Raw genomic sequence first — 25,474 nt, 5'->3', positions numbered from 1 at the left:
GGACGGCGGCGGGGACCGGCTACCGGCGGCCCGCGTCCCGCCTCACTCGTCGCTCGGGAACGGCACGTCGACGACCTGCCCGTCGTCGGGGACGAACGCCTCGCCGTCGAAGGTCTCGCGGGCCTGTCGCTCGTGGGCGGCCACGTCGCCGGTGTACCGCGAGGAGACGTGCGTCATCGCTAGGCGCTTCGTGCCCGCCCGGCGGGCGATCTCCGCGGCCTCGCGGGCGGTCGAGTGGCCCGTCGCCCCGGCCCGCTCGGCGCGGTCGTCGGCGAACGTCGCGTCATGGACCAGCAGGTCGGCGTCGGCGGCCACCTCGGCGGTCCGCGACGTCGGCCGGGTGTCGCCCGTGTAGACGACTTTTCGGCCGGGCCGCGGGTCGCCGACGACCTGCTCGGGGCGGACGACGGTGCCGTCGTCGAGTTCGACGGGGTTGCCCTCGTGGAGTTCGGAGAACTTCGGGCCGACCGGAACGCCCAGTTCCTCCGCGCGCTCGCGGTCGAACCGTCCCTTGCGGTCGTCCTCGACGAGCGCGTACCCGACCGCCGTGGTGCGGTGGTCGACCTCGAAGGCGCGCACCTCGTAGTCCTCGCCCGACAGCGCGACGTCGCCCGGGCCGACCTCGTTGACCCGGACCCGGAACGTCGGCCGGGTGTTGGCGGCGAACAGCAGGTCCTCGACGTCCGAACGGGTGCCCTTCGGCGCGTGGACGGCGAGCGGATCCTCGCGGTCGTTGAAGTCCATCGTCTGGAGCAGCCCCGGGAGGCCGAGCACGTGGTCGCCGTGGAGGTGCGTGACGAACACGTGCGATATCGCGAAGCCGGTCCCGAACCGCATCATCTGGCGCTGGGTCCCCTCGCCGGCGTCGAACAGCAGGCGGTCACCCTCGCGGTTGACCACGAGGCTGCTGGGGTTGCGCTCTGTCGTCGGCACGGCCCCGCTGGTCCCGAGGAAGGTGACGCGCATGGTCATGCTCGTAGCCTCGGCCGCCCACCAGTAAACCGCCTTCGGAACGCACCCCGCGACCCCCGAACCGACCGATTCTTACCGCCGCCGCGACTACCGGGATGTGATGGACGCGCCGCTGTGGACCGACACCCACGCCCCCGACCTGGCGGACCTGCCGCAGGACGACGTGCGCGAGTACCTCCAGCGCGCCGTCGACGAGCCGCTGAACCTCGTCGTCCACGGGCCGAAGGGGAGCGGCAAGACGGCCGCGGTGCGGGCGCTCGCCCGCGCGGCCCACGAGGACCCGGACAACGACCTCGTCGAGATCAACGTCGCCGACTTCTTCGGGCGGACGAAGACCGAGATCAAGAACGACCCGCGTTTCGCCTCCTTCCTCCAGGGTCGGAGCAGCATGGCCAAGCGGGACATGATAAACCACGTCCTCAAGGAGTCCGCGAGCTACGCCCCGGTCTCGGGGACGTACAAGACGGTCGTGCTCGACAACGCCGAGGGGATCCGGGTGGACTTCCAGCAGGCGCTGCGCCGCGTGATGGAGCGCCACCACCGGACGACGCAGTTCGTGGTCGCGACCCGCCAGCCGACCAAGCTCATCCCGCCGATCCGGTCGCGCTGTTTCCCGGTCCCGATGCGTTCCCCGGCCGACGACGAGATAGCGAGCGTGCTCGAAGGGATCGTACAGGCGGAAGGCGTCGACTACGAGGCCGACGGCCTCGAATACGTCGCGGGCTACGCCGACGGCGACCTCCGCCGGGCGATCCTCGCGGCCCAGACCACCGCCGAGGCCGAGGGCGAGGTCACGATGAACGCCGCCTACGAGACGCTCGGCGAGGTCGGCGCGGACGACCAGGTCAAGGAGATGCTGGACGACGCCGAGGCCGGCGAGTTCACCGACGCCCGCTCGACACTGGACGACCTGCTCGTCGACGAGGGGTTCAGCGGCGAGGAGGTGCTCGACGACATCCTCCGGATCGCACGCTCGCGCTACGGCGGCGACCGCCTCGCCGAACTTCACCGCCTCGCCGGCGAGATAGACCTCGACCTGGCCGAGGGGACGAACGACAGGCTGCACGTCTCGCACCTACTGGCAGAGTTGGGGCGGTAAGCAGGCTGTCGTGAATGAACGACAGGCTGCACGTCTCGCACCTGCTAGCGGAACTGGGACGGTAATTCTACGTCCCGCCACACGTTTTTGTACGAAGCCGCGGCCAGCGCCGCCATGCTCTGACCGGTCGCCGCGGAGCGGTCGAGGCGGGTGCGCGACGCGCCGCTCCGCGGGCGAGTTCCGTCGCCTGCTCGTGTCCCTGTCCAGAAACGTTATCGGTGCCCCGGACGAGGCCGAACCATGACGACGCGCGGACCCCTCCACGGTTCCGGTACACCGCCCCTGAGGTGGACCATCCCATGACCGACGGCACGACCGCGACTGTCGAAACCTCCCTCCCCGAGCGGCTGGAACGGGTCGGCATCGTCGCCGGGGCGACGCTCCTGCTCGCGCTCCCGATGGGCGTCGTCGGGTCGCTCCTCGTCGCCCGCGGCTGGCCCGCTTGGGCGGCTGCGATCCCGGTGCTCGGGCCCGGACTCGCCGTCGGGGTTCTCGCTGCGACGGACCGGATACCCGTCTCCTACGGCCAGATCTGGTCGTTCTCGCTGAGCAGCTGGTTCGTCACGCTGTTGCTACTGCAGGCCAGCGGGTCGAACTCGCTGACCGCCGAGCGGTCCGTCGTCCTCGGAGCCTGGGCCGTCGGACTCCTCGTCGGCGCGGTCGTCGCGTCCCGCGGCTGGCTCCACGACCGGTTACTCTAGCACCAGCACGTACCGCGTCAGCGACCGGTGGACGCGGCGCTCGAACGCGGATTCGATCTCCCAGCCCGCGTCACGGGCGACGCCGGCCCACGAGCGGTCCGCGACCATCACGGTCCGCGGCGCGACCCGCCGGGCCTCGGCGAGCGCGCCGGCGACGAGGTCGTCCAGGTCGTGGGTCGCGATCTTCGACTGGCGGCCGTACGGCGCGTCGAACACGACGCCGTCGGCGGCGTCGTCGCGGAACGGGAGCCGCGTCGCGTCGCCGCGGAGCACGGCGTAGTCGCCGGCGAGGAACTGGTCCAGGTTCTCCCGGGTTCCCCGGACCATCCGCGCCTGCGCGTCGCTCCCGAGGACGCGCGCGCCGGCGAGTCCGGCCTCGATGAGGACGCCGCCGGTGCCACACATCGGGTCGAGTATCGTCCGGCCCGGCCCGGCCCCCGCGACGTTCGCCAGCGCCCTGGCGAGCAGCGGGTCCATGCTCCCGGGCTGGAAGAAGGCCCGATCGGTCGGCTTGCGGTCGCCGTAGTCCCGGCGGCTCTCGGCGACCTGCCACCCGAGCACGCAGGCGTCGGCCGCCTCGGCGTCGGCGACCCCGGTCGGCTCGCCCCGGGCGAACAGCGCGCGGAGTTCGTGGTCGGGGTCGTCCAGGTCCACCGCGAAGCCGCGGTCGACGAGGACGCCGCCGAGTTCGCGCTCGACGGCCTGGGTGTCGACGCCCGCGCTCCCCCGGACGTCGCGCGCCCGGACGGCGACGGTCCCCTCGCGGTCGAGCGACGCGGCCGACAGCAGCGCCCGCGCGCCGGCCACGCTCGCGTCCGTCCGGCCGACCACCTCGCTCGCGCGGTGGGTGTAGGCGAGCGTCCGGACGGCCTCGCGGTCGACGGCGGCGGCCGTCGCGAGGCCGGGCGCGACGACGGTCACGTCGGCCGCGGCGCTCTCGGCCTCCCGCGCGGCGAACGCGTCGTCCTCCCCGCCGAGTTCCAGCAGGTACACGCGAGGGCGTCCGAGCGGGGCGCAAATCAGGGTGTTGGTCCGTCGCCGACGGGGATTTATACCCCTCCGTAGCCCTGTCTCGGCGGCGACCTGTCCGCGGACGGCACCAACCTTTATAAACCTTAAATACGTCTTTTAAGTCGACTCATGACTGATCCCAAGGAAACCATCAATATCGAAAACGTGGTGGCCTCGACGGGAATCGGGCAGGAACTGGATCTGCAGAGCGTCGCGATGGACCTGGAGGGGGCCGACTACGATCCGGAGCAGTTCCCGGGGCTGGTCTACCGCACGCAGGAGCCCAAATCCGCCGCGCTCATCTTCCGGTCGGGCAAGATCGTCTGTACCGGCGCGAAGTCGACCGACGACGTCCACGAGAGCCTGCGGATCGTCTTTGACAAGCTCCGCGAACTGGAGATAAACGTCAACGAGGACCCGGAGATCGTCGTCCAGAACATCGTCACCAGCGCCGACCTGGGCCGCAACCTGAACCTGAACGCGATCGCCATCGGCCTCGGCCTGGAGAACATCGAGTACGAACCGGAGCAGTTCCCCGGCCTCGTCTACCGCCTCGACGAGCCGGAGGTCGTCGCGCTCCTGTTCGGCAGCGGGAAGCTCGTCATCACGGGCGGGAAGAAGCCCGAGGACGCCGAGCACGCGGTCGACAAGATCGTCTCGCGGCTCGAGGACCTCGGCCTCCTCGAGTAGAACCGGCACGCACAACTCGGCGGCGTCCGAACCCCCGCCATGCCAATCGTCGCGCAGCTGGACCCAGCCCCGGGCACGCCGGTCGCCTACGTCGGCACGTTCCTCCTCTCGGCCGCGTTCTACGCGTTCACCGCCCACATCGCCGCCAGGTACGTCCTCGGCGACGTGCTCGCGCGGAAGGCGCTGCTCGTCGGGGTCGTCCCGGCCGCCGCCTCGCTGTTGCTCCAGCAGTACGGGCCGGCGGTGACGATCATCGTGACGCTGCTCGCCGACTTCTTCGCCATCCGCGGCGTCTACCGCCTCGGGAACCGGTTGGCGGTGCTCGTCTCCGTGATCCACTACACGGTGACCGCGATCCTCGGGATCACGATCTACAACCTCGTCGCCCTGCTGTCGACCGCCCCGACGTAGCTGGTTTTTAGTTCCGCGTCCCCGGAGTCGGCGTATGGACCAGGCACAGCGGACGCGGATCGCGCGGGGCGGCCTGTCGCTGCTGGTCGCGGGCGCGCTGATCGCCGCGGTCGCGGCGCTCGAACTGGGGGCGTCGACCGGGGTACTCGTCGCGCTCGCGGCCGCCGGCGTCGCGCTCGCCGTCGCCGGCCGCGCGTGGGACCAGCCGGTGCTCGCGGCGGTGTGGCCCGCGCCGCTGTTCGCGGCCGTCGGGCTCGCCCTCTTCGCGGGCGACGGCCGGACCGCGCTGTTCGTGGAGGCGGGGCTGTTCGTCGTCGTCGGCGTCGCACAGCTGATCCTCTCGCAGGTGTGGGACTGACGGCGGTGGTATCCGCCGTCCTCACTCCACCAGCCGCTCTATCTCGGTGACGAGGATGTCGCTCGCGCCCTCCTGTTTCACCTCGGTGATCGTCTCGAACACGTCGCGCTCGTCGACGACGGCGTGGACCGCGACCTTCCCGTTCCCGTCGTCGTCCGCGATGTCCATCACGGTCGGCCCGCCGAGCCCGGGGATCACGTCGCGCACCGAGTCGAGGCTGTCCTCGGGGACGTTCATCATCAGGTAGCGCTTCCCGTCGGCCGACAGCACGGATTCGAGCGCCGTCTCGACCTGCCGGGCCTTCGGGTCGTCGACGGCGTCCTCGCGGGCGAACAGGTAGACGGAGCTTTCGAGCACCTCGTCGATGATCCCGAGGTTGTTCACCCGGAGGGTCGTCCCGGTGGAGGTGATGTCGATGATGGCGTCGGCCATGTCGACGTGGGGCGTGAGTTCGGTCGCGCCGGTCACCTCGACGATGTCGGGCGAGACGCCGGTTCCGGCGAAGTAGTTCCGCGCCACGTTGGGGAACTCGGTGGCGACCTTGCCGCCCGCCAGATCCGCGACGGACTCGACGGGTCCGTCGTTGGGGGCGGCGAGGACGAGCCGGCAGCGGCCGAACTCCAGGTCGAGGCGCTCGACGACGTTGCCCGGTTCGGCCTCGCGGACCTGGTCGAGCCCGGTGATCCCCAGGTCGGCCGCGCCGTCGCTGACGTACTCGGGGATGTCGGCGGCGCGGGCAAAGAGGAGGGTGACCTCCGGGTCGACCGTGTCGGCGTACAGCTTCCGGTCCGCGCCGTCGACGACGTGGAGGCCGGCGCGTTCGAGCAACTCGATCGCCGGGTCGTGCAGTCGCCCCTTGTTGGGCACGGCAATGCGCATACGCGGCGTTGGGCCGCCCCGGGCAACTACTTTTCCCTCGCGGCTCAGCCGTACAGCGCCTCGACCAGCCGGAAGGTGACGTGTATCTCGACGACGGCGGCGACCGCGAGGGCGATCCACGCGGCGGCGACGAAGCCGAACGTCCGCCGCCACTCGGCGCGGGTCTGGACGGTGTCGCGGCGGCCGGCAACGCGGAGCGCGGTCCGGGCGACGACGCGGAACGCCACGGCGCTGGCGGCGAACAGCGCCGGCAGTTCGAGCACCCCGTGGGGTGCGATGGCGACGAACACGAAGTCCCAGCCCTGCTGGCTCCCGGCGAGCGCGCCGACGTAGCCGAGCAGGATCCCGTTGACGACGAGGCCGAGGACGGTGACCAGCCCGAGCGTGAGCGCGCCGAGCAGGAAGACGGCGAACGCCCGCGTGTTGTTGGCGAGCAGGAACGGGACGGTCGGTTCGGCGGGGAACACGCCGCCGGGGCCGTCGAGGCCGATCGCCGCGAACAGGTCGACGCCGTCGACGACGAGCGCGACGCCGCCGGCCGCCCCGAGGAGGAACAGCGCGACCGACAGGAGGAGGTACCGGCGGTGTTCGCGGGCGGCGAGGGCGAGCCACTGGAGGTCCATACGGGCCACGAGGGTCGCGGGGGGAATAAATCCGGCCGCCGCGACCCGGTAGATTGACGCCGCGGGCGGGTCACGTGTCGCCCATGACAACGATGCTGGTCGCGGGCGGGCGGGTGCTCCGCCCGGACCTGACGGTGACGCGCGCCGACGTACTGGTCGACCGCGGGAGCGGCGAGATACGGGCGGTCGGCGAGGACCTCGACGCGGACGCCGACGAGACGCTGGACGCCGAGGGCGGCCTCGTCATCCCGGGGCTGGTCAACGCTCACTCCCACGTCGCGATGACGCTCCTGCGGGGCTACGCCGACGACAAGCCGCTGGACGCGTGGCTTCGGGAGGACGTCTGGCCGGTCGAGGGGGCGATGACGGCCGAGGACGTCCGGGCGGGCGCGGACCTCGGACTGGTCGAGATGATCAAGGCCGGGACGACGGCGTTCGCGGACATGTACTTCGACGTGGGCGAGGTCGTCGACGCCGTCGCCGCGGCCGGGGTGCGCGCCCGGGTCGGCCACGGCGTCGTCACCGTCGCCAAGGACGACGACGCCGCGGTCGCGGACTTCGAGGAGAGCCTCGACGTCGCCGCCGAGTACGACGGCGCGGCCGACGGCCGCGTCTCGACGGCCGTGATGCCCCACAGCCTCACGACGGTCGGCGACGAGTACCTGCGGGAGTACGTCGCCCGGGCCCGCGAGGCCGGCGTCCCGCTGCACTACCACGCCAACGAGACGGTCGACGAGGTCGACCCGATCGTCTCCGAGCGCGGCGAGCGGCCGCTCGAATACGCCGACGACCGCGACATGCTGAGTTCGGACGACTTCGTCGCCCACGGCGTCCACGTCGACGGGACGGAGATCGACCTGCTGGCCGAGCGCGGCACCGCCGTCGTCCACTGCCCGGCGTCGAACATGAAACTCGCCAGCGGGACGGCCCCGGTCCAGCGCATGCGGGAGGCGGGCGTCACCGTCGCGCTCGGGACCGACGGCGCGGCCTCGAACAACGACCTGGACATGTTCGACGAACTGCGCGACGCCGCGATGCTGGGCAAACTCGCGGCCGACGACGCCAGCGCGGTGCCCGCCGCGGCGGCCGTCGAGATGGCGACTGCGGGCGGCGCGGCGGCCATGGGCATCGACGCCGGCCGGATCGAACCCGGCGCGAAGGCGGACCTCGCAGTGGTCGACCTGGAGGCGGCGCACCTGACGCCCCGCCACGACCTCGTGAGCCACCTCGCGTACGCCGCCCGCGGGAGCGACGTGCGCCACACGGTCTGTGACGGCGAGGTGTTGATGTGCGACCGCGAGGTGCTGACGCTGGACGAGCGGGCGGTCCGGGAGCGCGCCGAGGACCGGGCGCGGGACCTGGTCGAGCGCGCCGAGGCGTAGCGTCAGTTCCCGTCGACGCGCGGGTCAAGCGAGACGTGCGCCAGGTCCTGGATCAGGCTCCCGACGACGCCCGCGGTGGCGGTGACGATGGCGATGCCGAGCACCAGCGGGATGTCCCGGTCGTGGATCGCCTGCAGGCCGACCCGACCGATCCCCTGGATGGGGAGTATCTGCTCCAAGACGAACACGTTCACCACGAGGACGCCGAGCAGTTCCACGAAGAACAGCGAGAACAGCGGGAGCGCGGCGTTTTTCAGCACGTGGCGGGCGACCCGCCGGTTCGACGCGCCCTTCGCGCGGAGCAGTTTCACGAACTCGGTGTTGACGTACTCGCTGGACTCGGCGCGGGCGTAGCGCAGTTGGCCGGCGATGAGGCTGGCTCCGAGGACGCTCGCCGGGAGGACCACCGTTCGGAAGTCGGGGATGGCGGCGATCAGTTCGGGGACGTGGTCCGCGCCGACGATCGGTATCACGATCACCCACCAGAAGTTCGGGACGCCGTAACTCACCGAGAACGCCGCGGTCGAGAGCCGCTCGACCGCGGACCCGTCGTTCATCGCCGAGAACACGCCGAGGCCGACGCCGCCGACGATGGCAAACAGCATCGCCGGCACCACGTACGCGAGCGTCGCCGGCAGCGTGCGCGAGAGCACGTCCGTCACCGGGGCGTTCTGGCTGTAGGACTGGCCCCAGTCCAGCGTGGCGACCCCGACGACCCACCGGAGATACCGCTCGTGGAGCGGCGCGTCGAGGTTGCGGCTCTCCCGGTACTCCCGGATCGCCTCCTTTCCGGCCGCGTCGGCGTCCTCGGCCGAGTCGACCTCGGGCCCCGTCGCCGCGCCCCAGGCGATGGCTCCTTCGTTCGGGTCGTCGGTCAGCGCGACGAACGCGAACGTGACCGAGACGACGAGGTACAGCGCGAACACGGCGAACAGCACCCGCTTCGTGACGTGCTTCCAAGGCGGCATGGTGGAGGGTTGCCTCGAAGGTGACGGAGCGATCATAAAAATTTAATGAACGTTACTGAGACACGTGGCACCGTACCGCGAGCGACATCCGCGACCGACCGCCCAACGATGACCCCCCGCCTTCCCGAGCGGTCCCCGCCGCTCACCGAACGAGGTGTACAGCGACGTGAGTAACGACGGCGACACGGCCCCGCTGGAGCCCGTCGACTGGGACCGGGTCGACGACGCCCGGTCGGTGCCCTGGCGGCTCGTCGGCCTGCTCGGCTGTCTTGGCCTGCTGGCGGCGGCCAGGCTCCACTACGGCGAACACGGCGACATCTTCCTCGAGTTCCCGTCGCGGCTGACCTGGGTGTACCGCGCGAGCCTCGTCGTCCTCGCGTTCCTCGTCGTCCCGCCGCTCGTCCGGAACCCGGCGCGGACGCGCCGCCGGTGGGAGCGGTTCAAGTCGAACCGCTTCGCCGTCGTCTGCCTCGCCTTTCTCGCCGGCTACACCCTGCTCGTGCTGGTCGGGCCGGCGTTCATCGACCGCCCGAATCTCGGGGTCGGCAACGGCTTTCAGCCCCCCGCGTTCCTCACGGCGCCGCTGAGCGGCGACTGCCTCGGCCCGGTCGTCTCGTCCGGCGGGGGGAAGCTGTGTCGCGGGACGCTCACCTACCCGCTCGGCTCGGCGCATCTGGGCTACGACATGCGGCCGCTCCTGTTCTGGGGGATGCGGACGACGTTCCAGGTGGCCGCGATCACGACGGTGATCATGGTGCCGCTCGCGACCGCGGTCGGCGTCGTCAGCGGCTACGTCGGCGGCTGGGTCGACACGCTTCTGATGGGGTACGTCGACGTCCAGCAGTCCGTCCCGGCGTTCGTCGTCTACATCATCCTCGCGTTCGTGTTCCGGACGAGCCTCCTGTTGCTGGTCGTCGTGTTCGGCCTGTTGAGCTGGGGGAGCATGGCCCGGCTCGTCCGGAGCGAGACGCTCCAGCGGACCGAGGAGTCGTACGTCGAGGCGGCCAGGGCGGCGGGCGTGAGCCACCTGACCGTCCTGCGGCGGCACGTCCTCCCGAACGTCTCGAACACGGTCGTCGTCGGCGCGACCCAGAAGATCCCCCAGATCGTCCTGATCGAGGCCGCGCTGACCTACATCGCCCTCGGCGACGTGGGGCAGTGGTACCCCTCGTTCGGCCAGACGATCCGCACCGGGCTCGACCCGTACTACCGCGCGACGTCGCCGGGCGTGATGGACATGTGGTGGGTGTGGCTGTTCCCGGCGGTCGTTCTGGCGGCGACCGTGATAGCGCTCAACGTCGTCGGCGACGCGCTGCGGGACGCGCTCGACCCGCGGGGTGAAGCATGACCCTGCTCTCGGCGTCGGACCTGACGGTGACGTTTGAGGCCGACCGCGGCACCGTCCGGGCGCTCGACGGGGTCGACTTCGCCGTCGAGCGCGGCGAGACGGTGTGTCTCGTCGGCGAGAGCGGCTCCGGGAAGACCGTCGCCTGCGAGACGCTGACCCGCCTGCTGCCGTCGACGGCCGCGGCCGAGGGGACGGTCCGGTTCGACGGGCGCGACCTGCTGTCGGTCCCCGAGCGCGAGATCCGGGCGATCCGCGGCGACCGGATCGCCCACGTGTTCCAGAACCCGCAGGGGGCCCTAGACCCCGTCTACACCGTCGGCGAGCAGATCGCCGAGGCGGTCCGCATCCACCGCGACGCCTCGAAGTCGGCCGCGCGCAAGCGCGCCGTCTCCCTGCTCGACCGCGTGGGGATCCCCGACCCGGCCGAGCGCGTCGACGAGTACCCCCACGAGTTCTCCGGCGGGATGAAACAGCGGGTCGTCATCGCGATGGCGCTGGCGACCGACCCGGACGTGCTCGTCGCCGACGAGCCGACGACCGCCGTCGACGTGACGACCCAGGCCGGCATCCTGGAACTGATCCGCGAACTGCAGGCCGAGCGCGGGATGGCGGTCGTGTTCGTCACCCACGACCTCGGCGTCGTCGCGCAGGTGGCCGACCGCGTCGTCGTCCTCTACGCCGGGAAGGTGATGGAGCGCGCGTCGGTCGGGGACCTGTTCGACGACCCGGCCCACCCCTACACCGAGGCGCTGCTCTCCTGCCTCCCGCGCCGCGGGCGCGCGCCGGAGCCGATCCCCGGCGACTTCCCGGACCCGACCGACCCGCCGGACGGCTGCCGGTTCCACCCGCGGTGTCCCCACGCCGTCGAGGAGTGCCGTGCGGGCGACCAGCCGCCGATCGTGCCCGCCGACGCCGCCGACCACGTCGCGTCCTGCGTCCACTACGGCGCGGACGGCGACCCGAGCGTGCTGGCCGGCGACGCCGACGGGTCCGCTCCCGACGGCGACGACCGCGCCGCGGCGGAGGGGGTGAGCGAGGATGAGTGACCCGCTGCTGTCGGTCCGGGACCTCAAGCGACACTACCCGATCCGCGGGGGCTGGCTGCGCCGGGTGACCGGCCAGATCCGGGCCGTCGACGGCGTCTCGTTCGACCTCCGGCGGGGGGAGACGCTCGGGCTGGTCGGCGAGTCCGGCTGCGGCAAGTCGACGGTCGCCCGGTCGGCGCTGGGGCTCGAACCGCCGACCGAGGGGACCGTGGCGTTCGACGGTGACGACGTCGCCGACCACTCCCGCGGGGAGCGGACGGCGTTCCGCCGCCGCGCCGGGATCGTGTTCCAGGATCCCGCCTCAAGCTTCGACCCGCGGATGACCGTCGGCGAGTCCGTCGCCGAGCCGATGGCCGCCCACGGGCTCGGCGCGGAGCGCCGCGCCGACCGCGTCGACTCACTGCTCGAAACCGTCGGCCTCGACCCCGCGGACGGGGACCGGTACCCCCACGAACTCTCCGGCGGGCAGAAACAGCGGGCGGCGCTGGCGCGGGCGCTGTCGCTCTCCCCGGACCTGCTCGTGCTGGACGAGCCGGTGAGCGCGCTCGACGTCTCCGTGCAGGCGGAGATCCTCGCGCTCGTTGCGGAGCTTCAGGAGGCGTTCGACCTCGCTGTCCTGCTCGTCAGCCACGACATGAGCGTCGTCTCGCAGCTCTGTGACCGCGTCGCGGTGATGTACCTCGGCGAGATCGTCGAGCGCGGCCCGGCCGACGCGCTGTTCGACGACCCGGCCCACCCCTACACCGAGGCGCTGCTCTCGGCGGTCCCCGCGCCGGACCCGGACGACCGGCTCGAGGACGCCGCGCTCGACGGCGAGGTGCCCGACCCGTCGGACCCGCCGTCGGGCTGCCGGTTCCACACGCGCTGTCCGTCGGTGATCCCGCCGGACGACGCCGCGGTCGACGACGGGACGTTCCGCGCGGGGTTCGCGCTCCGGGTCGCGCTCCGGAACGGCAACGTCGGCGCGCGGTCGGTCCGCGAGCGCCTCGCCGACGGCGGGGACCCGGACGACGTGTCGCGGTCGGCGGTCCGGGCGGCGATCCGCGAGGAGTACGGTCTCCCACCGGAACTCGACGCCGACCCCGCCGAGCGCGCCGTCGCGGACGCGCTCGACGCAGTGGCCGCCGGCGACCCCGACGCGGCGGCGGAGCGGCTGTCGGACCGCTTTCACAGCATCTGCGAGCGCGAACCGCCCACGAACCACGGGTCGGGCGAGCGCGAGGTTGCCTGCCACCTCCACCGGCAGTCGGCCGAGGCCGACGCAGTCGCCGGGCGCGACCGCCGCTGACCGCCGGTAGCGCCGGCGACCGTGCCCCTGATCCGGCAGCCGTTTGAACGCTGAGAACGGTTTTTGAACGTTCTAACGTTCTCTGCGCCCTCCGAACCGCAACCAAAACGGTCTGAACGGGAGGGGTGGTTTATTCATCGGACTCCCGATGTATCGCTCGTCATGCACCGAAGCACTCTGTTCGCACTGGTGGGGGTCGCCGTGCTGGTTCTGTCGGCCGTCGGGCCGGCGGCCGCGGCGGCGGACGCCCCGGCCGACGTGTCGGCCGACGACGGGACGACGTACGACGCCGCGACCCTCGTCGACGACAACGAGACGGACGACAACGGGACAGTCGACGACAACGAAACCGCGGACGACAACGACACGGTGGAGGATAACGAGACCGTCGACGATAACGAGACGGTCGATGGGAACGACACTGTCGACGACAACGAAACCGTCGACGAGAACGATTCCGTCGAGGACAACGAAACCGTCGACGACAACGAGACGGTCGAGAACGCCACCGACAGCTTCGGGTTCGAGGTGACGTCGTTCATCGAGAGCCTGAACGAGACGAACTCGACGCAGCCCCGCGGCCTGCTGATCGCACAGTTCGTCGTGGCGAACAACCCCGGCAACGCGCTGGCACACGCCGGCCCGCCGGCCCACGCCGGTCCGGGCGGTGACGACGTGAACGAGTCCGACGACAAGCGCGGCCCGCCGGAGCACGCCGGCCAGGGTGCTGACGGGAACGAGTCCGACGACAAGCGCGGCCCGCCGGCCGACGCCGGTCCGGGCGGCGACGACGCTGACGATGACGACACGGACGATGACGACGCGGACGACGACGCTGATACTGACGATACGGACGATGACGACGCGGACGACGAAGAGGAGGAAACCGAGGACGACGGTGACGACGAGGACGGCGGGCCGGGCAACGGCAACGGGAACGGTCCCAAGAACTAACCCCCGGTAGCTGCGGTCGACTCTTCTGCGGCATTTTCGACGCGCTGCCGTCCCGCGTCCCGGCGCGGTTCGGTAGCGTTTTCCCGCCGGTCGCCCACGTGTCGTTCATGACAGACGGCTATCCGCCGATCACCGAGCAGTTGTCCGACGCGGACGCGGCCCGCGAGGAGGGCCGCCGGAAGATGGATTGGGCGCGCCAGCACATGCCGATCCTCGCCGAACTGCGCGAGGAGTTCGTCGAGGAGCAGCCGCTGGCCGGCCAGCGCGTCGGGATGGCGATGCACGTCGAGGCCAAGACGGCCTGCCTCGTCGAACTGCTCGCCGACGCCGGCGCGGAAGTCGCCATCACCGGCTGCAACCCGCTGTCGACCCACGACGACGTGAGCGCGGCGCTGGACGCCCACGACTCGATCATCAGCTACGCGAAGCGGGAGGTCGACGACGAGGAGTACTACGCCGCCATCGAGGCGGTCATCGACCACGAGCCGACGGTGACCGTCGACGACGGGATGGACATGGTCGCGGCGATCCACGACGACTACCCCGAACTCATCGACTCCATCGTCGGCGGCTGCGAGGAGACGACGACGGGCGTCCACCGCCTGCGCGCGATGGACGAGGACGACGCGCTCGACTACCCCGTCTTCGCCGTCAACGACACGCCGATGAAGCGGCTGTTCGACAACGTCCACGGCACCGGCGAGTCGTCGCTGGCGAACATCGCCATGACGACGAACCTCTCGTGGGCCGGGAAGAACGTCGTCGTCGCGGGCTACGGCGACTGCGGCCGCGGCGTCGCCAAGAAGGCGTCGGGCCAGAACGCGAACGTCATCGTGACCGAGGTCGAGCCCCGGCGCGCGCTCGAGGCCCACATGGAGGGGTACGACGTGATGCCGATGGCCGAGGCCGCCGAGGTCGGCGACGTGTTCCTGACGACGACGGGCAACCGCGACGTGGTCACCGAGGAGCACTTCCCGCGGATGAAAGACGGCGTCCTGCTGGCCAACGCCGGCCACTTCGACGTGGAGGTCGACCTCGACGCCCTCTCCGATCTGGCCGTCGCCGAGCGGGAGGCCCGCGACGGCGTCCGCGAGTACGAGATGGACGACGGCCGTCGGCTCAACGTGCTCGCCGAGGGGCGGCTGGTCAACCTCGCCGGCCCCATCGCGCTGGGCCACCCCGTCGAGGTCATGGACCAGAGCTTCGGCGTGCAGGCGGTCTGCGTCCGCGAACTCGTCGAGAACCCCGACGCGTACGACGCCGGCGTCCACGAGGTGCCCGACGCGCTTGACCGCGAGGTCGCGGAGGTGAAACTCGCGGCCGAGGGCGTCGAGTTCGACGACCTCACCGACGACCAGCGCGAGTACATGGACTCCTGGCAGCACGGCACCTGATGTCGAACGCGAAGGGCGACCGCCGCGAGCGCGAACTCGTCAACGAACTCGACGACGCGGGCTTTGCGGTGATGCGCGCCCCGGCCAGCGGCAGCGCCACCGAGCGCGAACTGCCGGACGTGCTGGCGGGCGACGGCGAGACGTTCTATGCGGTCGAGGCGAAATCGAGCGCCGGCGACCCCATCTACCTCGACGGCGAGGAGGTCGAGGCGCTCGTCTACTTCTCGCGGAACTTCGGCGCGAAGCCCCGCATCGGCGTCCGGTTCGACCGCGAGGACTGGTACTTCTTCCACCCCGGCGACCTCCACCGGACCGACGGCGGCAACTACCGCGTCAAGAAGGAGACGGCGCTCGCCGACGGCACCGACTTCGCGGAGTTCACGGGGGAGTCCGAGAAGGTGACCCTCGACGAAGTCGGCGACGACAGCGGGCGCGACGGCCCCGACGAGCGGGTCGTGAACGTGCTGGAAGCGGTCGAGCGCGGCGACGTGTCGGTCGAGGAGGCGGCGGCGCTGCTCGACGAGTAGGCCCCCGGATCACTCCAGCATCGCCGCCGCGGCGTCCGGGTCGACGGTCGCGTACCGCACGACGCCGTCGAACGCGTCGAGCGGGAGGCGGTCGCCGCCCGGGACGCCGCGGCCGTCGCGCTCGCGCAGGTGTCGGTCGACGAACCGCCGGGCGACCAGCGCCGTGCGGGCGTCGCCCCGCGCTTCGATGTCCTCGCGCGCCGTCGCGAGCAGCAGCGCCGCGGTGAACACGTCGAACACGTAGTGCAACACGCGCTTGGCCGACAGTTCGGCGTACGCCTCGCCCTCCGTCGCCAGCGCGGCCAGCGCGCTCGCCAGGGCGTTCGTCTCCGCCCGGACGGTCTCCACGTCCGCCGAGAGGGGCCCGCCGTCGGCGGCGTCCAGCCGCTCGGTCACCGTTTCGAGCAGCGGCTCGTGGGCGGCCTCGCGGTCCAGCGCCCGGAGCACGTCGAGCGAGAGGACGTTCTCGGTCCCCTCCCAGATCGGCAGCACCTGCGCGTCCCGGAGCAGGCGGTGGGTCGGGAAGTCGCTCACGTAGCCGTTCCCGCCCTGCACCTCCATCGCGTACGAGGCGGTGTCGACGGCCATGCGGCCGGTGCGGGCCTTCGCGATGGGGATCAGCAGCCGCATCAGCCGGTAGACGTCGGTGTCGTCGGGGTCGGCGGCCGAGCCGTCCCCCTCGCGGGCCGCGCGGACCGCGCGCTCGCGCTCCGAGAACAGGCGGGCCGCCTCGAACGTAAAGGCCGTCGCCGCCTCGTGGTCGATAGCCATGTCGACGAGGTCGGCGGCCATCAGCGGGTGCTCGTCGAGGCGCTTGCCGAAGGCCTCGCGGTCCGCGGCGTGGACCTTGCTCTCCAGGAGCGCCCGGCCCATCAGCCCGCAGGCGGCGGCCGCGTTCGACAGGCGTTCGAGGTTCAGCATCTCGGCCATCTGCTTGAAGCCGCGTTCCCGGTCGCCGATCAGGTGCGCGCCCGCGCCGTGTAGCTCCACCTCGCCGGTCGGGACCGATATCGTTCCCAGTTTGTCCTTCAGGCGGCGGTACGTCTGGTCGTTAAGCTCGCCGGTGGCGGGGTCGCCCGCGGCCTTCGTGGCGGGACCGCCCTCGGGCGCGGTGTGGGGCACGAGGAACAGCGAGAGGCCGTCGGTGCCCTCTGGCGCGCCCGACGGCCGGGCGAGCGCGAGCGTCCCCTCAGCGTCGACGTTCGAGCAGAACCACTTCTCGCCGTCCAGCCGCCAGACGCCGTCGGCGGCGTCGTAGCGCGCGGTCGTCTCGGTCGCGCCCACGTCGCTGCCGCCCTGGCGCTCGGTGAGGAACATCGCGCCCTCGATCAGGTCGTCGTAGTCGCGGGCGGTCAGCGCCTCGTAGTACTCCCGGGCCGGCCCGTCGCGGTCGGCGAACTTTTCCAGCACCAGGGCGACGCCGGTCGTCATCGCCACCGGGCAGTCGAAGCCGGGGTCGGCGTACGACAGCAGGTACTGCATCGCCAGGTTGTGCGTGAACGGCAGCGGCTCGTCGCGGCCGGGCGGCGCGCGGAAGCAGTCGGCGACGATCCCCGACTCGTAGACGAGGCGCTCGTTCTCGTACTGCGCCGGGTGGTAGCGCACGTCGTTCGCGGGGTCGCCGTACTCGTCGTAGGTCCGCAGTTCCGGGCCGTGTTCCTCGACGGCCGCCGCGTTCTCGACGACCGTGGTGCCGACGAGCGCGCCGAACTCGGCGAGCCGCGGCTCCGCCCAGTCGAGCGCGTCGTCGCCGTAGACGCGCCGGACCGTCGACTGCAGGGTCCGGTCGAGCGCCCAGTAGTCGACGCCGCGGCCGCCGTCGAGGTCGCCGTAGTCGATCGGCGTGTCCATGCCGGACGTCCGTGAAGGACTCACATAATACGCCGGGGGATCAACGGCCCGCGGGTTGCACGCGGTTCATCCGCCGGCCGTCCCCCCGGCCGCCCCGCGGAAGCCGCTCCAGCCGGGTGCGGGGGAACGAGTACACCCGGAGCGACTCGGGGACCGGGCCGTCCGCGCCGATCCGCACGGACTGCGGGTAGACGACGCCGACGACGGGGTCGTCGGCCGGGTAGCCGCGGTTCGACGGGTAGTCCGCGACGGTGTAGACGGAGTTCTCGACGGCCACCTCGTCGGCGCGCCGGTCCGAGAGGGCGACGACCTGGAGGCGGTCGCCCGTCTCGCGGTCCCGGACGCGGTCGCCGGGCCGGAGCCGGTGCTCGGAGCAGAAGTGCGGTCCGGGTGCGTCGCGGGCGACGAACGTCGTCGCGCCGCAGGTCGCGCAGTCGACGGCCACCTCGCCTGGCGGCGGGACCCGACCCTCGTTGACCTCGATGGCGACGCGGCGGACGTGCTTGCAGCGCTCGCCGCGGAAGGCGTGGTCCGGGCAGGTACAGCGCCCGGCCGGCAGGTTCACGTGGTACGTCTCGCCGCTCGCGCTCTCGACCTCGTAGAGGTCGGTGCCGAAGGCGGTGACGGACATCGGCTCGGTGCGCGCACGGAGCGACCGCTCGTCGAGTTCGGCCCCGCGCGGAACCGGGAGGGTCGTTCGCGATGACGCGGCTGTGGTTCCTGATTGCGTCATGGTGATGCGGGCCGGCGAACCGCCGAATCCGGGCGGCTCGACCGTGTTCCCGTACGGATCCTTGGTGCCGGAGACGGGTAAGTCTTGCACGTCCGTGGATCGATATGACGCGGCAACAAGGGGTTGGTATCTATGCCATCTCGGGTAATATCGTAGCAACCACAGTTACCAATCCGATAATATGTAACTCCTAACCGTGCGGATACGGATCCGATAGCTACGTTTAGGATAAAGTCACTCCGTGTGACGCTGTTTTGTTATATTTCGTTTATATGAATCGGAATTATATATATATACTAAACCGAATTTATAGAGGTTGGGGGCAGTTATTCGCGACTCAGCGCATACACATTACCGTCTCTACTTCCCACATAGATAGCCCCGTTCGTAACTACCGGTGAAGAAACTAATTCTCCACCTGTATCGTAGGTCCATCGTTGCTCGCCGGAACTTGCATTCAGTGCGTACACATTGTTATCCCAGTTTCCAAGATATACGGTACCGTTAGTGACTGTTGGCGAAGAAGCTTCAGATCCAGTGTCGATAGCCCATTGTTGCTCACCGGTACTTGCATTTAGTGCGTACACGCGGTCATCACTTCCGATGTAAACCGTACCGTCAACGACCGTCGGTGACGAGAAGGCCGGGGAAGACGTTTCAAAGGTCCACTGTTCCTCGCCGGAACTGGCATTCAGTGCATACACGATACTGTCACCACTTCCAATATAGACAGTACCGTCACTAACTGCTGGAGATTCATTCCGAATATTTCCGCCCGTTTTGAAGACCCACTGTTCGGTACCTTCGCTCGCGTCGAGAGCGAACACGCTGCCCTCAAAGTTCCCGACGTAGACTGTATTCTCAACGACCGTTGGTGTAGAAAACACACTTTCGCCCGTTTCGAAGGCCCATTGATAATTACCATCGGTACTTAGTGCGTACACCTTCCCGTCTCGGCTTCCAATGTAAACGGTTCCATCAACGACTGTTGGTGACGAGAACCCCTCACTATAGCTTTCAAAAGTACCCCGCTGCTCTCCGGTGTTTGCATCCAGCGCGTATAGCTTACCGTTGCTACTCCCGACATAGAGAGTCCCGTCCATAACTGCTGGCGATGTATTTATCGATCCACCCGTCCCGTAGGCCCATTGTTCGGTACCGTCGTTCGCATCAATAGCGTAGATATTGTTATCCGTACTTCCGACAAAGATCGTATCGTCAACAACTGTCGGCGATGACACTATCCGATTGTTTGTCTTGAAGTCCCATATCTGAGTGACATTTGGCGTGTCCTCGGATTCATTGGTCGTCTCATTACTCTCCGACTGGGTTTCTGTATGATCCGCGATCTTACTGCTGGTCGTCTTGGCCCCGTCTTCGCCAGGATTTCCGGCATCAGATTCGTTCCCAGTGCAGCCTGCGCTTCCTATTGCGACCGCCGCGCCGAGCGTGGTCAAATACTCCCGCCGCGAGTGCTCCATATATTCCTGAACTCACGTCAAACACATAAAGATGTTCAGATAGTTAATAGGTTCTCACCGAGAATTAGCGGTTCGTGACTACGTGGGTTCTATTACCCCAACTCGCGAGGCACACCGTTTCGTCAACAACCGCCGGTAAAGTGGCTACGGGCCCACCAATCTCAAACGCCCACTGTTGCATGCTGTCCGTCAGATCTGTCCGATCGGTGCGTTGGCAGGTTACCGAGGTCGTATCCAAACAAGGACGTCCGAATAGATATCGCGTCGGGGCCTGAAATGAATTCAGTCAACTCACCGGAACACGACGCTCCGGGTCCGACAGGGTAAGATGCCCGGGGGTCCTATCCGGGTGCATGAACCCGCTCCACGCCTCCCCGTCGGCGGGCGACCCGGTGCTCGCGGCCGTCGTCGGGGTCGCCGCCGTCGCCTCCGCAGTCGTCCTCGGCCTCGCGCTCGCCGCGCTGCTCCGCCGGCGGTCGCGGTCGTATCTGCTGGTCGCGCTGGCGCTGGCGACGCTTGCCGCCCGAACCGCCGTCGCCGTCCTGACGATGGCCGGCGTCCTGCCCGACGCCTCCCACCACCTGTTCGAACACGCGCTCGACGTCGTCATGGCGGGGCTGGTGATCGCCGCCGTGTACGCCGCGCGGACGACCGCCCCGAGCGTCGCGGAGGGCGAGGCATGAGCGAGCACCGCGCGCGCATCGAGGACCGCGTCGCGGCGGACCCGGGGATCCACTTCAACGAACTCGTCCGGACGCTCGACCTCGCCCCCGGGCAGGTCCAGCACCACGTGCGGCGGCTGCTCGACGCGGACCGCCTCGTCCGCGAGCGCCTCTACGGCCGCACCCACTACTACCCGCCGAACGTCGACGAGCGGGAGCGCGCCGCGCTGGCGCTGTGCCGGCGCGAGACGGCGCGGGACGCGCTCGCGGCGCTCGTCGTTGGCGGCCCCCAGCGCCCGGGCGACCTGGCCGACGACCTCGGCGTCGCGCGGAGCACGCTGGAGTACCACCTCGACCGCCTCGTCGAGCGCGACCTCGTCCGCAAGGAGCGCGGCGACGGGGGGCGGGTGACGCTGGTGCTCGTCGACCCCGAACGCACCGTCCGCCTGCTGGACGCCGTCGAGCCGACGGTCTCCGAGCGCCTCGTCGACCGGTTCACCCGCCTTGTCGACGACCTGCTCCCGGAGTGACCTCAGACCCCCGTTTCGAGGGGCGGACCAGAACGGGTTTTCACGCAGGGCCCCGAGGGGGACGCATGCAACGACGCGACGCGCTGCGCGCCGCCGGCGGCCTCGCCGTCGCCGGGCTGGCCGGCTGTCTCGACGGCGTCCTCCAGACGCGGTCGGCCGGGATGCCGCCGGTCCTCGACGACCGCCCGGACGCGGTGTACCTGCCGACCCACGTCGAGGGGATGGAGATGGTCGGGAGCGCCGCCAGCGGCGACTACGAGTTCGCGCTGACCTACAGCTACGCCCACCGGTTCTGGACGGTCACCGGGAACGAGGCGTCGAAACACGCCCTCACCGACGAGGACGACGTACACCTGATGGCGACCGTCTGGGACCCGGAGACGCGCACCGTCCTCCCGGACACCGGCCTCTCGCTGGAGATCCGCGACGATTCCGGGAACCTCGTCTCGGAGGAGGTCATCTACGCCATGCTCTCCCAGCGGATGGGCTTTCACTACGGCGCGAACTTCGGCCTCGACGGCGACGGGAGCTACGAGGTGACGGTGAGCGTCGGCGGGATGGGCACCCGCCGGACTCGCGGGTTCGAGGGGCGCTTCGGCGACCCCGCGAGCGTGACGATCGACTGGGAGTACAGCGAGGACGACCGCGAGTCGATCAGCTACCGCGAACTCGACGACGCCGGCGACCAGGACGCGCTCGCGCCGATGGCGATGTCGTTCCCGAACGCCGTCGCGCCGGAGTCGCTGCCCGGCGAGGCGCTCGGCACCGCCGAAATCGGCGACGCCATCTTCGTCGCGACGGCCGTCGACGCCGCGCCGTTCGGCGGCGACGGCACGTACGTCGCGCTGTCGGCCCGGACGCGCCACAACCGGATGCTCCTCCCGGAGATGGCGGTGTCCGGCTCGCTCACCCGCGGCGGCGACGCCGTGTACGAGGGCGAGTTCCGGCGGACGCTCGACCCCGAACTCGGCTACCACTACGGCGCGGTCGTCGACGGCGTCGAGTCCGGCGACGAACTGACGGTCGGGATCGACACGCCGCCCCAGACCGCCCGCCACGAGGGGTACGAGACGGCCTTCTTCGGCGGCTCGACGGCGACGCTCACCGTCGAGTGAGCCGGGCCGGCGGTCCATCGCCGCCCTCAACCGGACCCGGCGCGCCACGGCCCGTCCGCCGGCGGGACGGCTTTCGAAGCGCTTTTCGCCGGCGACGCTGTCGTTCCGGACATGGACCGACAGACGCTGACCGAGATCGTCGTCTCCGTGGGGGCCGTCGGGACGATGATCGGCGCGATGATGTTCGTCGGGTCGAGCTACACGACGGACGGCGAACTGACGACGACGGGCGGGCAGGTGCTCGTCGGCGTCATCTTCCTGTTCATACTGCTGATGTTCGCGGTCGGCTTCGCGCTCTCGAAGGCCGACTTCGAGTCCGACGCCGAGCAGGCCGACCCGGACGGCGCGAACGGGGCGTAGTCGCCGGCCGCTCGCCGCCCCCTCCCGGCGCTAGTCGCGCCAGTCCGCCGCCGCGTCGGCCGCGTCGAGCCGCTTCTCGTAGTACTTCAGCGGGTGTGGCACCGTTTCGCAGACGTCGTCCTTGTTCACGCAGAGGCCGTACTCCGCCATCGTCTCGCAGGACGGCGGCGGGTACTCCGTCCCGCCGTCCGCGGTCGCTATCCTGTCGGCGCGGTAGTCGTCGCCGTCGGCACAGAACGCCGCGACCTCGCTCCCGTCCATCCCGATGGCGGTCAGGAACGACGTGAGCACGAACCGGTCGGGCTCGGGGAGCGCGCCGTCGCGCTCGCGCTCCGCGAGACGCTGGAGGCAGGGCGGGAACAGGTCCGGGACGACGGCGTCGATATCGCCGGAGAGTTCGAGGTCCGCGAGCAGGTCCTCGACGGCCTCGACCGCGTCCGCCAGTTCGGTCGCGATGGCCTCGGGGACGGCGAGGGGTAGCCCCTCGCTCACCCGGCGCTCGACGGCCTGCCGGAGCAGGAGGTGGAGTTCCTCCTCGTCGACGGGGACGCCGCCGTCCGCGAGCGCCCGGCTCGCCAGCCGCCAGCGGTCGCCCGGGAGGTCGCCGGACAGCGTCAGGTAGTCGCCGACCGGGACGCGGTAGCCGTCGCCGGCCGCCGTCGCCGTCAGGTCGAACTCGCGGAGCAACCGGTCGCGGCTCATGCGCTCGCTGCTGGCGCTGCGCAGTTCGTCCGCGTCGAAGTCCTCGGTGAACCGGCGGTGGGCGGTAACCGCCTCGGCGCGGGCGTACTTGCGGGTCAACACGGGGTCGTCGACGAGCGAGACGAGGACGCGCGCGACGGGGTAGGAGAGCAGTTCGACCCGCGGGCGGCGGAGGTCGGGTTCGCCGGTCGTGTCCCCCGACAGCGCCGCCTCGACGCGGCCGACGGCGCGCTCGACCGCGGCGGGGTCGTCCCGGGCGACGAGGTCGGCCAGATCGACAGCCGCCTCGTCGACCGCCTCGCGGGCGGCGTCGAGGAAGGGGTACCGGGCGTGGAAGCGTTGCATCGGCGACCCGTTACTTCCGCCACCCGATAAATAACTCGGTCGGCCGGCCAGTCGGGCGGCCGGGGTCGGCGGCGTCGCCACCGACCGGACGAACTAAGTCCGATCGCTCGCCTACCAGCGTGCGAGTGCCGTACTTCGACTACCCCTGCCCCGACTGCCGGACCACGAACAACCTCCACGAGACGGACTGCCGGTTCGCGGGCACGTCGTGGGCGACCATCGAGAAGGCGTACGTCGACATCGTCGCGGCGCTGTCGGCCGAGCCGCGACCGGAGGCTGCGCTCCGCGACGCCGTCGACGGTGACTGGGGCGCGCTCCACGCGGCGGCGCTGTCGCTGTTGCGCGACGAGTTCCGCGTCTTCGAGGTCGGGAGCGGCGACGAGGCCGACGCGGCCGCCAACCGCGTCCGCGGGTCGGACGGCGACCTGGCGCTGACCAGCCCGGAACAGCGCCGCGAACACCTCAGCCAGCCCGACCGCGAGCCGCTGCGCACCATCTACCGCGAGGGGTCGGTGCCCGGCTGTCACGACAACGCCGTGTTCGCGATGATCGCCTACTACGAGATGGTCGGCTTCTCCTGGCGCGAAACCAAGGAGCGGGTCGTCGAGTGGCTCCACGACAGCGGCACGTGGGCCCGCGGCGGCTTCGAGGAGTCCTCGCCCGAGCAACTCGTCGAGAGCAAGCGCCACGTGTACGAGGAGGGGTACGGCTGGAAGGAGAAGGCGACGGCGGCGAAACGCGTCATCGACCGCCGGGGGTAGGCCGGCGGCGACGCCGCGGCGGTCCGCGGTCGGACGGTCGCTTGTCCGGACGAATCAGCGCCAGTCAGCGTCCGGGTCGACGACGTGTTCCGGATCCTCGCCCGCCAGCACCGCCTGCACGTCCGCGAGCAGCGTCTCGTTCAGGTCCGCCAGCGACCGCTCCGAGTAGAACCCGGCGTGGGGCGTCACGACGACGTTCTCCAGGTCGAACAGCGGCGACCCGTCCGGCGGCTCCTCGGCGAGCACGTCCAGCCCCGCCGCGGCCAGGTCGCCGCCCGTCAGCGCGTCGTACAGGGCGTCCTCGTCGACGATCCCGCCCCGGCCGACGTTGACCAGCACCGCGCCGTCGTCCAGCCGCTCGAACGCGTCGGCGTCGAACATCCCGCGCGTCTCGTCGGTGAGCGGCGCGTGGACCGAGACGGCGTCGGACTCGTCGAGCAGCGTGCCGAAGTCGACGCGGCGCGCGCCGTACTCCGCGACGGTCGCCTCGTCGACGTACGGGTCGTAGACGGCCACGTCGAGGTCGAACCCGTCGGCCAGTTCGACCAGCCGCCGAGCGATCGCGCCGAAGGAGACGACGCCGAGCGTCGACCCGACGACGGGCGAGAGCGGGCGGCCCGCCTCCCAGGCCCACTCCCCGTCCCGCACCTCGGCGTCGTACGGCCGCAGGCGTCGCTTGCAGGCCAGCAGGAGGGACAGCGCGTGGGTCGCCACCTCGTCGGTGGAGTAGTCGGGCACGTTCGTCACCGTCACGCCGTGCTCGGCGGCGGCCGCCACGTCAACGTTGTCGACGCCCGTCCCGGCGCGGGCCACCAGCCGCAGGGACTCGCACGCCTCGAACACCGCCGCGGTGGCCGGCGTGTTCACGTCGACCACCAGCGCGTCGGCGGTCGCGGCGGCCGCCGAGACGGCGGCCTCCGTGCTCGTGTCCGCGACGGTCACGTCGGCGTCCAGCCGGTCGCGGAACAGTTCGGCGTCGACGAAGGGGGTGTCGCTTACGACGACTTCCATTGACGATCGGACGTTCGTCCGCCGGGATAAAAGACGATCGGGCTATTCTCGGCGGCTAATAACGTACGATCGATCACTACATTGCCCGGGTCAGCCGGCCGCCCGGCGACGCGCCCACCGACGGCCGAGCACGGCGACGGCGGCGAAGAGGCCGGCCAGCAGGCCGGCGTGGACGGCCGAGTCGAGGGCGCCGGCCCCGACAGCGCCGCCGACCCCGCCGGCGACGGCGGCGAGTCCGGCACCGCGGCCGACACCGGACGCGGGGGGCATGG

28 protein-coding genes are annotated in these 25,474 nt (G+C 70.5%); 17 read left to right on the top strand and 11 right to left on the bottom strand.

Annotation, left to right across the window (positions count from 1 at the left end):
* Nucleotides 1-42: 42 nt before the first annotated feature.
* Complete coding sequence (gene rnz / locus EYW40_RS11635) at nucleotides 43-972, bottom strand: ribonuclease Z (RefSeq protein ID WP_135821765.1); 930 nt, start codon at nucleotides 970-972, stop codon at nucleotides 43-45.
* Nucleotides 973-1,072: 100 nt separating this feature from the next.
* On the opposite strand from rnz, the gene EYW40_RS11630 reads away from it, so the two are divergent.
* Both EYW40_RS11630 and EYW40_RS11625 read left to right on the top strand, forming a co-directional pair.
* Nucleotides 1,073-2,071, top strand: a complete 999-nt coding sequence (locus EYW40_RS11630) for an AAA family ATPase (RefSeq protein ID WP_135821764.1) — start codon at nucleotides 1,073-1,075, stop codon at nucleotides 2,069-2,071.
* A 299-nt stretch (nucleotides 2,072-2,370) separates the two neighbouring features.
* Entirely contained in the window at nucleotides 2,371-2,772 is a 402-nt protein-coding gene (locus tag EYW40_RS11625) for a hypothetical protein (protein ID WP_135821763.1), read from the top strand.
* On the opposite strand, the gene EYW40_RS11620 is transcribed toward EYW40_RS11625, so the two are convergent.
* Complete coding sequence (locus EYW40_RS11620; RefSeq protein WP_135821762.1) at nucleotides 2,764-3,765, bottom strand: methyltransferase domain-containing protein; 1,002 nt, start codon at nucleotides 3,763-3,765, stop codon at nucleotides 2,764-2,766. The genes EYW40_RS11625 and EYW40_RS11620 overlap by 9 nt on opposite strands.
* Nucleotides 3,766-3,912: 147 nt before the next feature.
* Here EYW40_RS11620 and EYW40_RS11615 point away from each other — a divergent pair, with 147 nt between their 5' ends.
* From EYW40_RS11615 to EYW40_RS11605, 3 genes are read left to right on the top strand one after another with little or no spacing between them, the layout of a single operon-like run.
* Nucleotides 3,913-4,473: a TATA-box-binding protein gene (locus tag EYW40_RS11615; protein ID WP_121820993.1), complete on the top strand. Its 561-nt coding sequence runs from the start codon at nucleotides 3,913-3,915 to the stop codon at nucleotides 4,471-4,473.
* Nucleotides 4,474-4,512: 39 nt separating this feature from the next.
* Nucleotides 4,513-4,884, top strand: coding sequence for a DUF7473 family protein (locus EYW40_RS11610; RefSeq protein ID WP_135821761.1), 372 nt, complete (start codon nucleotides 4,513-4,515; stop codon nucleotides 4,882-4,884).
* A 34-nt stretch (nucleotides 4,885-4,918) separates the two neighbouring features.
* Complete coding sequence (locus tag EYW40_RS11605; protein WP_135821760.1) at nucleotides 4,919-5,242, top strand: hypothetical protein; 324 nt, start codon at nucleotides 4,919-4,921, stop codon at nucleotides 5,240-5,242.
* Nucleotides 5,243-5,263: 21 nt separating this feature from the next.
* Here EYW40_RS11605 and hisG read toward each other — a convergent pair whose 3' ends face one another.
* Together hisG and EYW40_RS11595 are read right to left on the bottom strand one after the other, a co-directional pair.
* Nucleotides 5,264-6,121, bottom strand: a complete 858-nt coding sequence (gene hisG, locus EYW40_RS11600) for an ATP phosphoribosyltransferase (RefSeq protein WP_135821759.1) — start codon at nucleotides 6,119-6,121, stop codon at nucleotides 5,264-5,266.
* 44 nt (nucleotides 6,122-6,165) lie between these two features.
* Nucleotides 6,166-6,744: a stage II sporulation protein M gene (locus EYW40_RS11595; RefSeq protein ID WP_135821758.1), complete on the bottom strand. Its 579-nt coding sequence runs from the start codon at nucleotides 6,742-6,744 to the stop codon at nucleotides 6,166-6,168.
* 83 nt (nucleotides 6,745-6,827) lie between these two features.
* On the opposite strand from EYW40_RS11595, the gene EYW40_RS11590 reads away from it, so the two are divergent.
* A complete protein-coding gene (locus EYW40_RS11590; RefSeq protein WP_135821757.1) occupies nucleotides 6,828-8,126 on the top strand; it encodes an amidohydrolase in 1,299 nt (432 codons plus the stop codon).
* A 2-nt stretch (nucleotides 8,127-8,128) separates the two neighbouring features.
* On the opposite strand, the gene EYW40_RS11585 is transcribed toward EYW40_RS11590, so the two are convergent.
* Nucleotides 8,129-9,094: an ABC transporter permease gene (locus EYW40_RS11585; RefSeq protein ID WP_161973202.1), complete on the bottom strand. Its 966-nt coding sequence runs from the start codon at nucleotides 9,092-9,094 to the stop codon at nucleotides 8,129-8,131.
* 166 nt (nucleotides 9,095-9,260) lie between these two features.
* Between EYW40_RS11585 and EYW40_RS11580 the strand changes: the two genes are divergently transcribed.
* From EYW40_RS11580 to hjc, 6 genes are all read left to right on the top strand, one after another.
* Entirely contained in the window at nucleotides 9,261-10,442 is a 1,182-nt protein-coding gene (locus tag EYW40_RS11580) for an ABC transporter permease (protein WP_161973201.1), read from the top strand.
* Nucleotides 10,439-11,488 carry an ABC transporter ATP-binding protein gene (locus EYW40_RS11575; RefSeq protein ID WP_135821754.1) on the top strand — a complete coding sequence of 350 codons (1,050 nt, stop codon included), beginning with the start codon at nucleotides 10,439-10,441 and terminating at the stop codon, nucleotides 11,486-11,488. Before EYW40_RS11580 ends, EYW40_RS11575 begins: the two co-directional genes overlap by 4 nt.
* Nucleotides 11,481-12,776: an ABC transporter ATP-binding protein gene (locus tag EYW40_RS11570; protein WP_135821753.1), complete on the top strand. Its 1,296-nt coding sequence runs from the start codon at nucleotides 11,481-11,483 to the stop codon at nucleotides 12,774-12,776. Before EYW40_RS11575 ends, EYW40_RS11570 begins: the two co-directional genes overlap by 8 nt.
* 162 nt (nucleotides 12,777-12,938) lie before the next feature.
* Nucleotides 12,939-13,730, top strand: a complete 792-nt coding sequence (locus EYW40_RS11565; protein WP_202614505.1) for a hypothetical protein — start codon at nucleotides 12,939-12,941, stop codon at nucleotides 13,728-13,730.
* 107 nt (nucleotides 13,731-13,837) lie between these two features.
* Nucleotides 13,838-15,124 carry an adenosylhomocysteinase gene (locus EYW40_RS11560; RefSeq protein ID WP_135821752.1) on the top strand — a complete coding sequence of 429 codons (1,287 nt, stop codon included), beginning with the start codon at nucleotides 13,838-13,840 and terminating at the stop codon, nucleotides 15,122-15,124.
* Nucleotides 15,124-15,651 (top strand): Holliday junction resolvase Hjc, encoded by a 528-nt coding sequence (gene hjc / locus EYW40_RS11555; RefSeq protein ID WP_135821751.1) that lies wholly within the window; start codon nucleotides 15,124-15,126, stop codon nucleotides 15,649-15,651. Before EYW40_RS11560 ends, hjc begins: the two co-directional genes overlap by 1 nt.
* A 9-nt stretch (nucleotides 15,652-15,660) precedes the next feature.
* Here hjc and EYW40_RS11550 read toward each other — a convergent pair whose 3' ends face one another.
* The 3 genes from EYW40_RS11550 to EYW40_RS11540 all read right to left on the bottom strand — a co-directional run bounded on the left by EYW40_RS11550 (nucleotide 15,661) and on the right by EYW40_RS11540 (nucleotide 19,716).
* Nucleotides 15,661-17,502, bottom strand: coding sequence for an acyl-CoA dehydrogenase family protein (locus EYW40_RS11550; RefSeq protein WP_135821750.1), 1,842 nt, complete (start codon nucleotides 17,500-17,502; stop codon nucleotides 15,661-15,663).
* 40 nt (nucleotides 17,503-17,542) lie between these two features.
* Nucleotides 17,543-18,235 carry an SWIM zinc finger family protein gene (locus tag EYW40_RS11545; protein WP_135822063.1) on the bottom strand — a complete coding sequence of 231 codons (693 nt, stop codon included), beginning with the start codon at nucleotides 18,233-18,235 and terminating at the stop codon, nucleotides 17,543-17,545.
* Nucleotides 18,236-18,561: 326 nt separating this feature from the next.
* Entirely contained in the window at nucleotides 18,562-19,716 is a 1,155-nt protein-coding gene (locus EYW40_RS11540) for an outer membrane protein assembly factor BamB family protein (protein ID WP_135821749.1), read from the bottom strand.
* Between the two features lie 353 nt (nucleotides 19,717-20,069).
* Between EYW40_RS11540 and EYW40_RS11535 the strand changes: the two genes are divergently transcribed.
* The 4 genes from EYW40_RS11535 (at nucleotide 20,070) to EYW40_RS11520 (ending at nucleotide 22,383) form a co-directional block, all read left to right on the top strand.
* Nucleotides 20,070-20,399 (top strand): DUF7471 family protein, encoded by a 330-nt coding sequence (locus EYW40_RS11535; RefSeq protein WP_135821748.1) that lies wholly within the window; start codon nucleotides 20,070-20,072, stop codon nucleotides 20,397-20,399.
* On the top strand, nucleotides 20,396-20,908 hold the full coding sequence (locus EYW40_RS11530) for a winged helix-turn-helix transcriptional regulator (RefSeq protein WP_135821747.1): 513 nt from the start codon (nucleotides 20,396-20,398) through the stop codon (nucleotides 20,906-20,908). Before EYW40_RS11535 ends, EYW40_RS11530 begins: the two co-directional genes overlap by 4 nt.
* Before the next feature lie 65 nt (nucleotides 20,909-20,973).
* Nucleotides 20,974-22,023: a DUF7350 domain-containing protein gene (locus tag EYW40_RS11525; protein WP_135821746.1), complete on the top strand. Its 1,050-nt coding sequence runs from the start codon at nucleotides 20,974-20,976 to the stop codon at nucleotides 22,021-22,023.
* Nucleotides 22,024-22,134: 111 nt separating this feature from the next.
* Nucleotides 22,135-22,383 (top strand): DUF7472 family protein, encoded by a 249-nt coding sequence (locus EYW40_RS11520; RefSeq protein WP_135821745.1) that lies wholly within the window; start codon nucleotides 22,135-22,137, stop codon nucleotides 22,381-22,383.
* Between the two features lie 30 nt (nucleotides 22,384-22,413).
* Here EYW40_RS11520 and EYW40_RS11515 read toward each other — a convergent pair whose 3' ends face one another.
* On the bottom strand, nucleotides 22,414-23,430 hold the full coding sequence (locus EYW40_RS11515) for a DNA primase large subunit PriL (RefSeq protein WP_135821744.1): 1,017 nt from the start codon (nucleotides 23,428-23,430) through the stop codon (nucleotides 22,414-22,416).
* Between the two features lie 125 nt (nucleotides 23,431-23,555).
* Here EYW40_RS11515 and EYW40_RS11510 point away from each other — a divergent pair, with 125 nt between their 5' ends.
* Nucleotides 23,556-24,191 (top strand): DUF7474 family protein, encoded by a 636-nt coding sequence (locus EYW40_RS11510; protein ID WP_135821743.1) that lies wholly within the window; start codon nucleotides 23,556-23,558, stop codon nucleotides 24,189-24,191.
* A gap of 54 nt (nucleotides 24,192-24,245) precedes the next feature.
* Here the strand turns inward: EYW40_RS11510 and EYW40_RS11505 are convergent, their stop codons facing one another.
* Nucleotides 24,246-25,202 carry a C-terminal binding protein gene (locus EYW40_RS11505; RefSeq protein ID WP_135821742.1) on the bottom strand — a complete coding sequence of 319 codons (957 nt, stop codon included), beginning with the start codon at nucleotides 25,200-25,202 and terminating at the stop codon, nucleotides 24,246-24,248.
* Nucleotides 25,203-25,292: 90 nt separating this feature from the next.
* Nucleotides 25,293-25,472 (bottom strand): hypothetical protein, encoded by a 180-nt coding sequence (locus tag EYW40_RS11500; protein WP_135821741.1) that lies wholly within the window; start codon nucleotides 25,470-25,472, stop codon nucleotides 25,293-25,295.
* Nucleotides 25,473-25,474: the final 2 nt, after the last annotated feature.

This window comes from Halostella litorea (genome assembly GCF_004785955.1).
Taxonomy (GTDB): domain Archaea; phylum Halobacteriota; class Halobacteria; order Halobacteriales; family Natronoarchaeaceae; genus Halostella; species Halostella litorea.
This window is presented reverse-complemented; position numbering and strand designations above follow the sequence as displayed.